Origin of the sequence: Methanosarcina mazei S-6 (assembly GCF_000970205.1) — an archaeon.
GTDB classification, from domain to species: domain Archaea; phylum Halobacteriota; class Methanosarcinia; order Methanosarcinales; family Methanosarcinaceae; genus Methanosarcina; species Methanosarcina mazei.
This window is the reverse complement of record NZ_CP009512.1, coordinates 1,061,651-1,076,770: the sequence shown is the minus strand read 5'-3', so window position 1 is coordinate 1,076,770 and position 15,120 is coordinate 1,061,651. Positions and strand designations below refer to the sequence as shown.

14 protein-coding genes and 1 pseudogene are annotated in these 15,120 nt (G+C 38.8%); 5 read left to right on the top strand and 10 right to left on the bottom strand.

The features are described 5' to 3' along the window. Positions 1–25: 25 nt before the first annotated feature. Both MSMAS_RS04780 and MSMAS_RS04770 read right to left on the bottom strand, forming a co-directional pair. Positions 26–1,459: pseudogene (locus MSMAS_RS04780) on the bottom strand (IS66-like element ISMma13 family transposase). A 409-nt stretch (positions 1,460–1,868) separates the two neighbouring features. Next, on the bottom strand, positions 1,869–3,077 hold the full coding sequence (locus MSMAS_RS04770; protein ID WP_015411066.1) for a C39 family peptidase: 1,209 nt from the start codon (positions 3,075–3,077) through the stop codon (positions 1,869–1,871). 531 nt (positions 3,078–3,608) lie between these two features. Here MSMAS_RS04770 and MSMAS_RS04765 point away from each other — a divergent pair. Next, positions 3,609–3,911: a heterodisulfide reductase-related iron-sulfur binding cluster gene (locus tag MSMAS_RS04765; RefSeq protein WP_011032352.1), complete on the top strand. Its 303-nt coding sequence runs from the start codon at positions 3,609–3,611 to the stop codon at positions 3,909–3,911. 94 nt (positions 3,912–4,005) lie between these two features. Here MSMAS_RS04765 and MSMAS_RS04760 read toward each other — a convergent pair whose 3' ends face one another. From MSMAS_RS04760 to MSMAS_RS04750, 3 genes are all read right to left on the bottom strand, one after another. Continuing rightward, the gene (locus MSMAS_RS04760; RefSeq protein WP_011032353.1) at positions 4,006–4,407 is read right to left on the bottom strand and encodes a UPF0228 family protein; all 402 of its coding nucleotides are present in this window, start codon (positions 4,405–4,407) and stop codon (positions 4,006–4,008) included. Between the two features lie 423 nt (positions 4,408–4,830). Then, complete coding sequence (locus MSMAS_RS04755) at positions 4,831–5,367, bottom strand: UPF0228 family protein (protein WP_011032354.1); 537 nt, start codon at positions 5,365–5,367, stop codon at positions 4,831–4,833. A gap of 26 nt (positions 5,368–5,393) precedes the next feature. Further along, on the bottom strand, positions 5,394–6,602 hold the full coding sequence (locus MSMAS_RS04750) for a C39 family peptidase (protein WP_011032355.1): 1,209 nt from the start codon (positions 6,600–6,602) through the stop codon (positions 5,394–5,396). A 428-nt stretch (positions 6,603–7,030) separates the two neighbouring features. Between MSMAS_RS04750 and MSMAS_RS04745 the strand changes: the two genes are divergently transcribed. Further along, positions 7,031–7,333, top strand: a complete 303-nt coding sequence (locus tag MSMAS_RS04745; protein WP_011032356.1) for a heterodisulfide reductase-related iron-sulfur binding cluster — start codon at positions 7,031–7,033, stop codon at positions 7,331–7,333. Here MSMAS_RS04745 and MSMAS_RS04740 read toward each other — a convergent pair. From MSMAS_RS04740 to MSMAS_RS04730, 3 genes are all read right to left on the bottom strand, one after another. Further along, positions 7,330–7,542 (bottom strand): hypothetical protein, encoded by a 213-nt coding sequence (locus MSMAS_RS04740; protein ID WP_011032357.1) that lies wholly within the window; start codon positions 7,540–7,542, stop codon positions 7,330–7,332. The genes MSMAS_RS04745 and MSMAS_RS04740 overlap by 4 nt on opposite strands. Beyond that, positions 7,521–8,954: a beta-propeller fold lactonase family protein gene (locus tag MSMAS_RS04735; protein ID WP_011032358.1), complete on the bottom strand. Its 1,434-nt coding sequence runs from the start codon at positions 8,952–8,954 to the stop codon at positions 7,521–7,523. The genes MSMAS_RS04740 and MSMAS_RS04735 overlap by 22 nt, the downstream gene beginning before the upstream one ends. A gap of 183 nt (positions 8,955–9,137) precedes the next feature. Then, positions 9,138–10,376 carry a C39 family peptidase gene (locus MSMAS_RS04730; protein ID WP_048038924.1) on the bottom strand — a complete coding sequence of 413 codons (1,239 nt, stop codon included), beginning with the start codon at positions 10,374–10,376 and terminating at the stop codon, positions 9,138–9,140. Between the two features lie 418 nt (positions 10,377–10,794). Between MSMAS_RS04730 and MSMAS_RS04725 the strand changes: the two genes are divergently transcribed. Continuing rightward, on the top strand, positions 10,795–11,097 hold the full coding sequence (locus tag MSMAS_RS04725) for a heterodisulfide reductase-related iron-sulfur binding cluster (RefSeq protein WP_011032360.1): 303 nt from the start codon (positions 10,795–10,797) through the stop codon (positions 11,095–11,097). Between the two features lie 115 nt (positions 11,098–11,212). Here the strand turns inward: MSMAS_RS04725 and MSMAS_RS04720 are convergent, their stop codons facing one another. Beyond that, a complete protein-coding gene (locus tag MSMAS_RS04720) occupies positions 11,213–11,632 on the bottom strand; it encodes a pyridoxamine 5'-phosphate oxidase family protein (RefSeq protein ID WP_011032361.1) in 420 nt (139 codons plus the stop codon). Positions 11,633–12,051: 419 nt separating this feature from the next. Between MSMAS_RS04720 and hacA the strand changes: the two genes are divergently transcribed. Continuing rightward, positions 12,052–13,284, top strand: coding sequence for a homoaconitase large subunit (gene hacA / locus MSMAS_RS04715; RefSeq protein WP_394295859.1), 1,233 nt, complete (start codon positions 12,052–12,054; stop codon positions 13,282–13,284). Between the two features lie 359 nt (positions 13,285–13,643). Continuing rightward, the gene (locus MSMAS_RS04710; protein ID WP_011032363.1) at positions 13,644–13,835 is read left to right on the top strand and encodes a hypothetical protein; all 192 of its coding nucleotides are present in this window, start codon (positions 13,644–13,646) and stop codon (positions 13,833–13,835) included. Between the two features lie 111 nt (positions 13,836–13,946). On the opposite strand, the gene MSMAS_RS04705 is transcribed toward MSMAS_RS04710, so the two are convergent. Continuing rightward, positions 13,947–14,945 carry a hypothetical protein gene (locus tag MSMAS_RS04705; protein ID WP_048045845.1) on the bottom strand — a complete coding sequence of 333 codons (999 nt, stop codon included), beginning with the start codon at positions 14,943–14,945 and terminating at the stop codon, positions 13,947–13,949. Positions 14,946–15,120 lie beyond the last annotated feature (175 nt).

Below are 15,120 nucleotides of genomic sequence, written 5' to 3'. Positions count from 1 at the left end.
TATTTATAAATTAAATTGTAACTATTCAGGTTATAGTTAACGGCGCTCCCTTGAGCGCCGCTATAATACCCTCCAAAACAAGTAATCCGTTCTTTCTAATTGTAGAGATGTAAGCTCTCATTCTGCAGAAAGCTTGCGCTCCTTGTGTTGTTCTGAAAGTTCCTGATATCTTTTGCTGTAGTTTCATCATCCTGATATCTCTTTCTGCCTGATTATTCTCAAACGGAACTTTCAAATCTTTCAGGAATCTCAGGATCTTTTCTTTGTGTTCTATAAACCTATCCAACAGATTCCTTGCTTTTGTCTTTGGATTCTTTCCACGTTTTCCTTGTTTTTCAGGATTTAGAGATTGTGGATTTTCCTCAATCCCTTTCATGATTATAGCATCAAACCTTTCTTCCAATGCTTTAATTTGCTCAAAGTCCAGTTCTTTGACTTGCTCCTTACATTCATCAGTATACTTTTTCATCTCAGTGAGTAATTTATTCATTTCTTTAGCCCACTGCTGTTTATAGTTCTCTTCAATTCCAGTAAGTTCTCTCTGTAAATGAGCATTACAGAGAGCATGATCACAGTCATAAACGTTGTAAGGTTTCCATCCGTCGTGAACTGCTACTCCCTTAAACTCCGGAAGAATTCCCATAGCGTCTATTGCTTCTGCTCCTCTTTTTGAGTGAGGTAAATAACAGGTGTATTTGTCATTAGAAGCTACATGAAGCCAGTGTCTTTTTCCTTCGATTTTCATACCAGTTTCATCAAAATGGACAACATAAGAAGTCATTAATTTCTCTCGAATAATGTTTTCAAAACACTCTAAATTCTGGAAACATTCTTTTTCTGCTCTAATTATCGTAGCAGGACAGATTTTTATTCCCATAATATCCTCAAAAAACTCAGAAATTCTTTCATAGGGGATAAAATGGTGATTTTTACAGTAAATAGCTGAAGCTAAAATATTTGGACCATACTGAACTGGATATTTTACTGATTCAGGAAAAACAGCTTTATTTATTCTTCCACAGTGAGGACAGGTCTTAATCTGGCTTTTGTGTTCTGTAACAATCAGGTTTACAGGAGGAATATCAAAGACCTGTCTTTTCTCATAGGCTTCAACTTCAACATTCTCAAGAGTATGGCCACATTCTTTGCAGCAACTCAAAGAATGTTCTATTACCTACTCAGGATCATCAACCATTTCAAGAGTTGTTCCAGGATGACCATCTTGACCTCCAGGTTTCTTTCCGCTCTTTTTACGGAGACTCTTGGGATTAGGTTTCTCCTTGACAAAAAAATCAGTAGAAGGAGGGCGACTGCTGTTACGACTGTTTTGGTTTAAACGAGATTCTAAGGCTATCAACCTTTCAGTAAGTTCTTTAATTTGAGTTTCAAGACTCACAATGTAAGCAATGACTTCAGGGTTTGAAGCACACAAAGCAAGAATCTCTTCACGTGTAAGCATGATAACGAAACAAAATAGGATTCAATTTATATCCAATTTTTCCTCGAAAAGAGGAAAAATTGTAGCCTTTAAAAGGCTGCCTGAATAGTTACATTAAATTTTATATTTCGGAACACATCTATTTTTTGCTTTTTAAGTATCTTTGTCAATTTTGGCAAAACTTCAACTTAAACAAATATATGAAGTGCCCTTCCTGTATATCATTTCTACAGAGGAAGAAAAGTTCTATGAATTTCCATAGAGCATTATTTCACAGAAGGAGGTAAGAGTAAATTTATAATTTTAGCACAATATTATTTTTGGAATAGGATCTAATAATTAAAGGAGTTCGATAAACTCCACTCTTTGGCTTTTATATATACATATAATCAACCATTGGAACCAAGGTTTATCGAACTCCCGAGGAATTTTACCTCACATATACACGTCCAACTTCTGGGCCACCGTAAGTGCATTCATATCTTACTTGACCGGATGACCCAACAGGCCACGGATCATTAATATGCAAATGGAAATACCCATCTTGATATAGGTATCCTCGACAAAGTCGACAATGTCCAGAAATCATACTGAAAAAAGGTCTTCCGTTGTCAATCTCGGTAACAGCGTCAATATTATAAAGTGCGGAAGTCCTGACAGTTGGCGTTTTATCCCATTTATCTTCAACCCATTCCTCAATGTCATCATATGAGAGCCCATCATCGGGTACCCCATCCAAATAGTTGTAGATAGACGTTTGTGAAGGGGCAGGGTTCGGGTCATTAAAGTACATACAAAGCATTCGGATACTAGTTGGAACACAGTAGTATTCAGTTTCTTGTCCAAGATGGGGAACATAAATGTCTCCACTTGTTATAGATTTTATCGCTGCATCGCCACTGAGTTTTTCAATATTTTCTTCCGTGACTGCCGCATTAATATTAACTCCTTTATTAGTCGCTGCTTGTTCAATAGATTCTGTGAATTGACTACTTTTCTCCCACTCTTTTAAATTCTCTTCCACTCCACTCTTCAATTTCATTTCATACATTGACCAAACCCCTGGATTGGTTTCAGTTATAGGTTTATCTGGCACTTCATCAAGGGTATATGCATCTACAAATGTCCGATATTCATCTCCTGACTTGTCCTTTACCGCAGTCATCGCCCCTATTTTAGGATAACTGTATACAACCATTTTAGTTGATTTTATTTCTCCGGTCGGGTAATTTTTTTTGGCAATTTCTTTTGACTTCTTCATGGCTTCAGCTACTTTATAGGGTTCAGGATCAAACGTAATGTCGTTGAATGAATGTCCCAGCGTTTTATTGGCATAAATATCAATTGTACCTATCAATTTTTTTTCTTTGTATACTGAGAATTGATAAAATAATTTCTGACCATTTATGTCGTAAAGCTCAACCGGTTTGGGATCAACAGATGCCCCTGTCCAGTTTTCAAAGCCTGGTGCATCGGCTGCTATGAAACTTATCATGTTCGCACTGGCATGCTTAAAAGCTTCCTCAGCAGTTACAGAATAATCTTTTTCTTCTTGTGCACTTACTGCCGGTATTAACACCATACCAACCAGCAGTGTTGTTAAAACAAGTATACCTACTCCAATTTTATTATGGTTCATTACTTTATCTCCTGTGTATCTTATACCCAGGAGGCAGAATCAGACAAGCTAAGCCTTAAATACAGACAAAGCTAACATAACTCATGCCTTTAGGGCGTGTTTTGTGGAGTTCGGGCGGTACCTGGAAAGCACTTCTGAACTCCATAAATCCCTCTTATCTAACTCCTTATAAGTTTTCTGTGTAAATTCTCAAACAATTCGATTTTCGAACTGATTTTGAGTCTGTAATTGCCTGTAATAGTTCCTTGACCTTGACAGTTTGATGATTTGGCCAGAACTTATATATATATGTATATTGTCTCCTTATATATTCAAGTACTTCTCTATAAACTTCCCAATTCTACTGAATATTCTCATATATTGATTTTTGTTTAACTATTACAGTTTTGCCGCATAAAATCAGTGTTTGTATCTAATACGAGCCTGTATATATTCTAAGCCTTCTAATTTTTGGCATGTCTATTTAAAAATTATGTCTCCTATATTTTAGACAAATTATGACAAAATATCGCTCACGCCCTCACCTGCGGAATGGGCTTTTCCCAGCTCCACCTTAACAAAAACACCTCTCTACAGGTCACCAAAACCAAGCTGGACAGCCTCCAGAGAGCCGGTGTGGAGTTAATGATCCATATGTGCCCGAACTGCCATATCCAGTACGACCGCTACCAGCCCGTAATTGAAAAAGAGTATGGGGTAGAGTACGACATGGTGCACATGAATATTGCCCAGTTCGTAGCTCTTTCAATGGGAGCAGACCCCTACAAAGTATGCGGTTTCCAGACTCACTCCGTGCCTCTGGAAGGTTTTCTTGAAAAGGCCGGAATAATATAAAATCCAGTTTTTAAATAGAACTGGCTATCTTTTTTATTACAATGGGAGTGAAGAGGGTCACGGCTTGAAACGTTTTTAAAAATATGTATCTGATTTACTGATCATTAATATAGTCAATAGATACGGTAATAATACTTTCATTATTTTCGAGCTCGTTTTTCATTTTGACTGCATCTTCCTCCGGAATCCAATACCTGAACCCGTCCGGCTTTTCAAAGCGAATATAGCACCAGACGAACTTTTTCACCTGAGTGTCATATTTATTCAGTATCGAAAGAAACTTTTCATCATTGACAGCCTGTTCGGATACCGCGATTACGTAAGAATGTCCTTTTCGAATGCCAGTAGCAGAAGAAGATATAATCCAATCTTTATTCTCTTCTTCCATCCCTTTTCTCAATTCGCGTCTTATATCCCGATTATCTTTGTCTACCATAATGTAATATTTATTTCCCATAGAACCCGTGTTGCAATCTATGCTATAGTTCGTAGTCATGTTATAGTTGTTATAGTTTTCAAGAACATGTTTAACTTTCTATTAGGAAGTTCCGTATTCAAATCGGATGTTCATCCCACCCACCTTAAGCTCGTTGTTAGCTGGCGTTCTAATCTCACTTAGTGTGTTTGTAAACAATCCCAAAAGCACTATGAGAGTTAGAAATACAATAAAAATAGTTATTTCCTTGCTGATTTTCATACCAACACCTAAAAAAGATGTGAGGTTTTAATCCCTTTTACATACGGTTAATTTCAGAACCAGAGGCTTCAACAGTTTGTGTATCAATCCGGATAGAAAATGAACAAACGTCGCCAAGGACTTTTGAATATCCGATCCCTCCGATCCCCCTATTACTTCTTTCTGAACTTCCATCCACCGTACAGGCCGGCCAAGCTTCCCAATGACCTGAAGCTTAGAATATTATCCTTGAATATAATCGAGGCCTACAATCAAAACTTTCTCATTTTTTTCAAGCTCATTTTTTATCCTTATTGCATCCTTTTCCAGAACACAATTCTTTCCCACAACCCGGTCTGGTGATCCATTTCCAAAATGGATATAACACACGACTGCCTTTTTCAACTGAAGGTTATTTTTTTCCAGTACTGTAAGAAAATTTTCATCTGGAACAAATTCTGCAGATAACATAATTATGTTATAATTTCCTTTTTTGAGTTCAACTACAGAAGTCCAGTTTTCATCTTTCCTCAATTCATTGATTTTATCTTCATCTGCTTTTATGTAGTACTTTCCACGCGAAATATTAGAATTGCAGTCTATGGTATAATTCACAGGTATATCGTAATTCTCAAGAATGGCTTCTACTTCCGGTTCAGTAGTTTCATTTTCAAATTGAATAAATAAAGCAGCCACTTTAACTTCGTGAGATTGCTTTATCAGTATTACGATAGTTAGAATGACTATAAAAACAAGTACTACTTTGCTAATTTTATTCATATCATTCACCAAAAAAATGAGGGGTTTTAACTCCTCACATATATACGGTCAACTTCAGAACCAAATGCTTCCCAATAAGGTATACGGAAATACACAGGGTTAGGATCACCTATACGCAAATACTCATCCGAACCACTGATTTTGTATCCACGACACATTCGAGCATGACCTGTAACTCCACTCTTGAAAGGCCTTCCATTATCAATTTCATTAGTAGCTTCTTCAAAGTTAATAGAATCTTCTACATATGAATTAGGTTTATTTAATCCGCTGCTTGAATGATAATAAAGTAACTGCTCGGAATTATAAACCCCGTTAGGAGCTACCCCGTTCATCATTTCATATATAGTAGTTTGGTGAGGACTTTCATCATTGTAATATTTAGTAAGCATTTTGGCAGTTGCTGGAGCACAGTAGTAGCTCGTTATTTGCGCATATACAGTAGCACCGAGATCTACTTCAACATCGGTTCTCGATTTTGTTATATCGGCACTGAGTTTTTTAATATTTTCTTCAGTGACTGCCGCATTAATACTAACTCCCTTAGTAGCTGCTGCTTGTTCTATAGATTTAACAAGTTCATCACTTTTTTGCCAGTGTTTTATATTATTTTCTATCCCATTCTTTAATCTCTGCTCATATATTGACCATATTCCAGGTTCGGTTTCAGTTGCAGGTTTATCTGGTACCACATCAAGGGTATAAGCATCCACAAATATCCGATGTTCATCTCCTGTAATTTTGTCCTTTACTATAGTCATTGCTCCTACGAGAGGATAATCGTATACAACCATCTGGGTTGATTTGATTTTTCCATCTGGGTATTCATTTTTGGCGATTTCTATTGATTTATTCATAACTGTAGTGGCATCAAAAGGCTTTGGCTCAAATAAAACAAGTTGGACTGTTTGCCCAAGCCTTTTATCTGCAGCAATGTCGATTATACCTATCAGGGTTTTATTTTTATAGACCGAAAATTGATAATACAATTTTTGACCAGTTGGATCGTAAAGCTCCAATTGTTTGGAATCAATAGATGCCCCTGTCCAGTTTTCAAATCCTGATGTGTTAGTTGCGATAAAGTTTATCATTTGCGCATTGGCATGCTTAAAAGCTTCTTCAGCAGTTACAGAATAATTATCCTCTTTCTGTGCACTTACGGCTGGTATCAATGCCATGCCAATCAGCATTATTGCTAAAATTAGCGATCCTATTCCAATTTTGTTCTTAATCATTTGTCTAACTCCTAGTTATTTTTCCCTAGGAGGCAGAATCAAGCAAGCTTAAATATACGCAAAGCTAACATAATCATTGCCTCTTAGGGCAGATTTTATGGAGTTCGGGTGAACTTGGAAAGTACTTTTGAACTCCATAAATTACTCTTAGTTAGCTCCTTATAAGTTTTCTGTGTAAATTCTCAAACAATTCGATTTTCGAACTAATTTTGAGTCTGTAATAGTCTGTAATAATTCCTTGACCTTTGATAGTTTGATGATTTGGCCAGAAATTATATATATAAACATATTGCCTCATCATATATTCAAGAATTTATATTCAAACGTCAGGAGCACAATTTATACTCACATTTAGTGATATTTGTGAATACCTAACAGTCTTACAGCAAAAGTTCTGATAAAATACTGCCCGTACCCTCACCTGCGGAATGGGCTTTTCCCATCTCCACCTTAACAAAAACACCTCTCTCCAGGTCACCAAAACCAAGCTAGACAGCCTCCAGAGAGCCGGTGTGGAGTTAATGATCCATATGTGCCCGAACTGTCATATCCAGTACGACCGCTACCAGTCTGTGATTGAAAAAGAGTACGGGGTAGAGTACGACATGGTACACATGAATATTGCCCAGTTCGTAGCTCTTTCAATGGGAGCAGACCCCTACAAAGTTTGCGGTTTCCAGACTCACTCCGTGCCTCTGGAATGTTTTCTTGAAAAGGCCGGTATAATCTAAAAACCTGATTTAAAGTTTAACCAGTCATCTTTTTTATTTCGATTTTTTCCAATCACTTTTTTGGCTTTGCCGAAAGTTGTTCCTAAATGAGCAAGTCCTACAGGCACTGTGGCTGTAACAGTGTTTGTAGTCGCATCAATTACAGAAGTAGTGTTGTTGCTAACGACAGCAAAACCCATTTTGGCACTTACTTCTTCCTTAACTTCCATCCACCATACAGGCAGGTCAAGCTTCCCAATAGTCCAAAACCTGGAGTAGAGTTATTTTTACTTGATTCGTTTTCATTTGAGCTACTGCCATTATCGGATTCTGAATCATTCTTTTTTGAATTATTGAGTTCGACAGTGTTTATTTCTTCAGATGGCAAGTTCGTTTCTTTAACCCCTATGTCTTCAGTTGCATTGGATGTTGTCCCTGTACTTTGGGCAGTCATATTGGAATCCTTAAGAGGCACAATTACAATCCCAGTAGGATAGATTCCTGCATTTACCGTAGCCGTAACAGTGTTTGTGGCTGTGTCAATCACTGAGACATTGTCGCTTTCGGCGTTTGTCACATATACCTTTTTTCCGTCCGGTGTGACTGCGATTCCCAGGGGCCATTCTCCCACAGGCACTGTGGCCGTGACAGTGTTTGTTTTTGTATTAATTACAGTGACACTTTTATTGTAGAAGTTCCCTAAATATACCTTACTTCCATCTGGACTAATTACAATTTCACGAGAAGAAGTTCCTACAGGCACAGTGGCTATTACAGTATCCGTGGCTGTATCAATTACAGAGACAGTGCTGCTGCCAGCTACATATACTTTGTTTCCATCAGAAGTGACTGCAACACGGTCAGGTAAGCTTCCTACAGACACAGTGGTTATTACATTATCCGTGGCTGTATTAATTACAGAGACAGTGCTGCTGTTATAGTTAGTTATGTATACTTTTTTTCCGTCCGGTGTGACTGCAATGCCACAAGGGGAGTCTCCTACAGACGCGCTGCCTGTAACTTTGTTTGTAGCCGCGTCAATTACAGAAGTAATGTTGCCGCGAAAGTTCGTGACATAGATTTTTTTTCCATCTGGTGTGATTGCAACATTATGAGTACTTTGCTCCACAATAATCGGTGCCATTAAGGTATTTGTTGCTGTGTTAATTACAGAGATATCTGTGTTGTCACGCTGCTTCGGCACATAAACTCTTGTTCCTGCAGGGTTAACTGTAATTCCCGAAGGATAACTGCTTCCTATATTCACTTTGGCGCTAACCGTATTTGCAGCTGTATCAATTACATAAACAGTGCAAACGTCTATAGCTGCGGACGCTACATATAACTTTGTTCCTGCAGGGTTGACCACAATTCCTACAGGCCACCCTCCTCCAAGAGGCACTCTGGCTGTAACATTGTTAGTTGCTGTGTCAATTACAGCGACAGTAGGAGTAGGAACAGTACCATTATAATTCATGTCGTAATAATAACCTCTCTGATTATAATCCCCCAGATTTGTCACATATGCAAATGGAGCCGCACCTGCTACACCAGCCAATATTAAAATCGTAAGTGAAGTCATTCCCAAAACTCTTATGAGAGTATGCTCTCGATATGTTTTATCATACGTTATTTCTTCCATTTTAAATCCCAGCTTATGGACTCATCAAAAAGTAACAACATCAGCGACCCTCTCCTAGATTTAGTTTATACCAGCACCCTATAAATAAGGAGGTTTCGATAAACCCCAATCTTTGGCTGGTTATTATATAGGTTCATAGAAACCGTTGAAACCAGAAGTTTATCAACCTCCTCTGAGGAATTTTTACCTTACATATATACGTGTAGATTCTGAACTGCCGTATGTGCGTTCAAGTAATCCTGGATTACCATATGTCGAACCAACAGGCAGTGGGTCATTAATGCGCAAATATGTATACCCATCTTGAACTATGTATCCTTTACAAAGTCGAAAATGACCTGGAATCATACTGAAGAATGGTCTATTGTTTTCAATTTCTGATATAGCGACACTATCAGAAAAACTACTAGCTATAGTTCCCGTTTTTCCCCATCTATATGTAGCCCACACTACAACATCATTAGCTGAGAGCCCAGATGTGTATATGGAAGCAGGGTTCCAATTCCATAGTCCATCACCCCTATAGATTGTATCCTGCGTAGGGATGGGAGTCGGTTGATTATAATATTTACAAACCATTCGGATACATGCTGGGCCACAAAAGACATCTCGTTCTTGTCCAATACCGTTAATATCAAGTATTTTACCTGTAAATGAACTTTTCACTACTCCCTCGTCACTGAGTTTTTTAATATTTTCTTCAGTAACTGCAGCATTAATATTAACTCCTTTATTAGCTGCTGCTTGTTCTATAGATTTGGCAAGTTCATCACTTTTTTGCCATTCCTTTAAATTGTTTTCCTTTCCATTTGTCAAAATCTTGTCATACATTGACCATATTCCAGGTTCTGTTTCAGTTGCGGGTTTATCTTCAACCTCATTAAGGGAGTAAGCATCTACAAATATCCGGTGTTCAATTCCAGTGGTCTTGTCTTTCACCACAGTCATCGCCCCTATCCTTGGATAGCTGTATACAACCAAATTGGTTGATTTGATTTTCCCATCTGAATATTCACTTTTGGCTATTTCTATTGATTTTTTCATGGCTTCAGTCGCTTTATAAGGTTCAGGATCAAATACAATGTCATAGATTGAAGGTCCCAACGTTTTATCGGCACAAACGTCGATTGTATCTATTAATTTATTTTCTTTATATACTGAGAATCGAAAAAATAATTTTTTACCATTTATGTCATAAAGCTCTAGTGGATTGGGATCAACAGATGCCCCTGTCCAGTTCTCAAAGCCTGGTGTGCCGGCTGCTATAAAACTTATCATGTTTGCATTAGCATGCTTAAAAGCATTCTCAGTGGTTACAGAATAATCTTTTTCTTCCTGTGCACTTACGGCTGGTATCAATGCCATAACAACCAGCAGAATTAATAAAATTAGCGTTCCGATTCCAATTTTGTTCTTAATCATTCGTCTAACTCCTAGTTATTTTTTCCCTAGGAGGCAGGATCAAGCAAGCTTAAATATACGCAAAGCTAACATAATCATTGCCTCTTAGGGCAGATTTTATGGAGTTCGGGTGAACTTGGAAAGTACTTTTGAACTCCATAAATTACTCTTAGTTAGCTCCTTATAAGTTTTCTGTGTAAACTCTCGAACAATTGTTTTTCATACTTATTTTGAGCCTGTAATAATTCCTTGACCTTTGATAGTTTGATGATTTGGCCAGAAATTATATATATAAACATATTGCCTCATCATATATTCAAGAATTTATATTCAAACGTCAGGAGCACAATTTATACTCACATTTAGTGATATTTGTGAATACCTAACAGTCTTACAGCAAAAGTTCTGATAAAATACTGCCCGTACCCTCACCTGTGGAATGGGCTTTTCCCAGCTCCACCTTAACAAAAACACCTCTCTCCAGGTTACCAAAACCAAACTCGACAGCCTCCAGAGAGCTGGGGTGGAGTTAATGATCCATATGTGCCCGAACTGCCATATCCAGTACGACCGCTACCAGCCTGTGATTGAAAAAGAGTTCGGGGTAGAGTACGACATGGTACACATGAATATTGCCCAGTTCGTAGCTCTCTCACTGGGAGCAGACCCCTACAAAGTATGCGGTTTCCAGACTCACTCCGTGCCTCTGGAAGGTTTTCTTGAAAAAGCCGGTATAATATAAAATCCCGTTTTAATGTTGAGCCGGTCACCTTTTTTATTTTGATTTTATTTTTTTTCAGGCACCTTTCATGCAGGGCTTACTTTTTCCCTGCCTTTATTCTGTAAATTTTGAAATCTCAGATCGACTTCTCCCAGCCCTGTCCCATATCAACAAGAGGCCTCAGCTCAATGATCTCGAAGGTGGCAGTTGCGTATATCATTTTTCCCGCTTCCTCTCCGGCCATTTTTGCGATCTGACCTTTGATCATGTCAAGCATCTCTCCGGAAGTCGCAGATTCCTTCATCTTCATATAAACCCTGATCCCTTTCCAATCCATAATCTCAGCTCCTGGCTCCATGATGAGGAACATCGCGTAAGGATTTTCCTGAAGGTTTGAGAATGTCCTGTTCTTGCCTGTTGCAATTACAACGGTATTTTCATCGATCATATGGGGTGAGCCGAAAACAGCCGAATCTACCTTTCCGTCTTTGGTCGATGTGCTGAGGACCCCAATTCTGGGCTGTTTGTTAAAGTAGTCCATCAATTTTGACGTCATATTAAACCTCCTCTCATAACCTGTTTCAGTGCTCTTTTTGAGGACTTCAATTAGCAGACCGCTTCCGAATTACTATCACGAGAAGGTCCCCGTTAAAAGAGCCTTATTAATCTCCAGGCTGCAATAATAAGTGTCTTGAGCAGGCATAAAACTTTTTACTCCACAGTATCCCGGCGCTCAGGACACTTCGCAGGGCAGATTAAGAGAAATATAACTTAAATTTATTTTTGAATAGCCTAAATCCCCAAATCCATTAAGTATATATATTTCGTTATAATGAGTTCTAAAGCCTTAATTTCTTCACTATACCATTCATTATTATTTGATTATCTGAAATTATCATTTCACTATCGTAAATTATCATTTCATTATCGTAAATTATCATTCAATATTGGAAAGGAGGCTTACTTCTGGGAACAATCAGCGAAAAAATCTTTTCCCGGGCAGCAGGAAAAGAGGTAAAGGCTAATGATTTTGTGCTGGCAGATGTGGACTATGCGATGGCGCATGACGGCACATCAATACTTGCGGTAAATGCTTTTAAGGAAATGGAGATGGAAAGGGTCTGGGACCCCTCAAGAATTGTGATTCCTTTTGACCATATTGCCCCTGCAAACACCGAGACATCAGCTACCCTGCAAAAAGAGATCCGAGAATGGGTAAGGGAACAGAGTATACCCAATTTCTATGAAATAGGAGAAGGGATCTGCCATCAGGTTCTTCCTGAAAACGGCTTTGCACTGCCTGGAAAACTGCTCGTCGGAGCTGACTCTCATTCCTGTACATACGGGGCTTTCGGGGCTTTTGCAACTGGAGTCGGGGCAACCGATATGGCTGAAATCTTTGCTACGGGAAAGCTCTGGTTCAAGGTACCGGAAAGCTTCAGGATGACAGTTGAAGGAAGCCTTGACAAACACGTTTACGCAAAAGACCTTACCCTTTACCTGATAGGAAAAACAGGAATTGCAGGTGCAACCTATAAAGCAGTTGAGTTTTACGGGCAGGCAATCAGCGAACTTTCTGTTGCCGGCAGGATGACGCTCTGCAACATGGCAATCGAGATGGGAGCAAAGACCGGAATAGTCCCTCCCGACGAAAAGACCTTTGATTTCCTGAAAAACAGGGCAGTTGCTCCTTATGAACCTGTGTATTCAGACCCTGATGCTTCTTATCTTAAAGAGTTTGTTTATGATGCCGGAGACATAGAGCCCCAGGTCGCCTGCCCCCACCAGGTGGATAACGTAAAGCCAGTAGGGGAGGTTGAAGGGACTCACGTGGACCAGGTCTTTATAGGGACGTGCACCAACGGAAGGCTTGAAGACCTCGAAGTAGCAGCATCAGTCCTGAAAGGAAAAAAGGTTACAGTCAGGACAATCATAATCCCTGCATCCCGCTCAACCCTCCTTGCAGCAATCAAGAATGGGACAATGGAAATCCTGCTGAAAGCCGGTGTGACCCTTGCAACCCCTGGCTGCGGGCCCTGCCTTGGCGCTCATCAGGGCGTTCTTGGGGAAGGCGAAGTCTGTGTTTCAACCGCAAACAGGAACTTTAAAGGCAGGATGGGAAAAGACGGCTTTATCTATCTTGCGTCTCCCGCAACCGCAGCAGCTTCTGCACTTACAGGCGAAATCACTGACCCGAGGAAGATATAAAAGAAGAAAAAATCTAAAAGAAGAAAAAATCTAAGAGAAGAAAAAATCTAAGAGAAGAAAAATCTGAAAGGCAGTCTTCACGGCTGCCCTCTCGATTCTTCCTGAAACCGGTTTTTGTCTCATATCCGGGTTTGATTACCATATCCAGGGATTTTACCAGCTAGCCCGGAAGTTCTCCAAAAAAATAAGAAACAAATCAACGGCTTTTCCACTCTATATTTATATTTCCTTTTTTCTTCCGTGGTAACAGTATGAAAATTCATCTTAAATCCAGATAAAATTTATACCATGAATTCCATATTTCTAAACAGGAGGGAATAACAATAACTGAAGAACTTAGTCACGATAACCTTTCCCACTTGATTGAACACTGGATTGAACATAACGACAGCCATATACAGAGTTTTAGAGAATGGGCTCAGAAAGCCAAAAAAGATGGTTTTCTTGAAGCTTCAGAAGAAATTCTTGAGGCTGCTAACAAAATGGAGGAAGCAAACAAACTCCTTGGCAAAGCAAGGGAAGGGCTTTTCCATCTCCATGAGCACAAATAACTTTGATATTTAAATACCTGCAAAGAACATATTTTTAAAATTTATGTGCCGGGTTTGTTCCCGTCATCTTTTCTCTTTTGTTTTTTTATTAATTTCGGCTCTTCACCGGGTTTAACATGCAATTTTTTCCCTGGTTAGAAGTGACTTCATGTCCTTTAACTCTTTAACCAGCTCTCCTATTTCCGGTTCCTGCAGGTATTTAACAAAACCCTGCTCTTCTTCAGGGCACAGGTCATCACTGCTCAATAGCTCTTCAATCAGATTTTCTCCAAGCAGGCATGCTGCAGGGTTGTTCTTACTTTCAGTATTTTTCATTTCAGCTGGACTGGTGCTGGAATCTCTATCCGGGATCTTATTTTCACTTAATTTCACTGCTGAGAAAGAGGACACGGTTTTTGATTTATCTTCTTTCTGCGGAAAAACCGTATCTTCGTCTTTTTTCCCGATTACGTTTATCCTGTCTCCTTTTCCCTCAATATCTACAGTCACAGCCTGGATAATATCAGATGCCATATCTTGTGAGACCTTTTCTTCAGGTGTACTGCTTTCAGGTGTCTTATCCTCAGGTGTGTTAATTTCAGATACATTATCTTCAGGTGTGTTAATTTCAGATACATTATCTTCAGATGCATCATTTTCAGATATATTATCTTCAGATTTTTTATTTGCCTCTTCGGCTTTTATTTTCATCCCTTTGTCTTTTGCCTCTGAAATTTCAAAACCTTCCCCAGGTGCAGAATCTCCCTGAACTTCAGGAGTTTCGGCTATTGTTTCAGGTATTTTTACATATTCTTTTCTCGGAAGAGGGGGAAATATTTCTTCTCTCCAGGGATATTCTGTTATTTCTTCACATTTCTCTTTTCCTGTTTTCCGGATAAGATGAATCCGGGTTTCTATTCCCTTTTTCTCCCGGTTCAGTTTTTCTATTTCTTTTTTAATATCTTCTCTCTTTTTTACCAGATCCTCAAGATCTGCAATGCCTGTGCATTCAGTTCCGGGCTTTTCCGGCTTAACTATTAAATTCTTTAAGCCGCCGATTTTCAGCCCCTTGAATCCGTTTTCCTTCAGTTCCCTTAACCCGCCTATGCTTATATTTTTTAAACTTTCCATTTCTTTACCCCCCAACAATTCTGATTAATCCCGATTTCAAAAATCTTTTCTGCCGCTTTCTTTAATTCTCTTTAAACTCCTTTTTCATAACTCCTTTTTTCATAACTCCTTTTTTCATAAACTCTTTTTTCATAAACTTTTTTTCATAAATTCCCTTTTCATAAACTACTTTTTT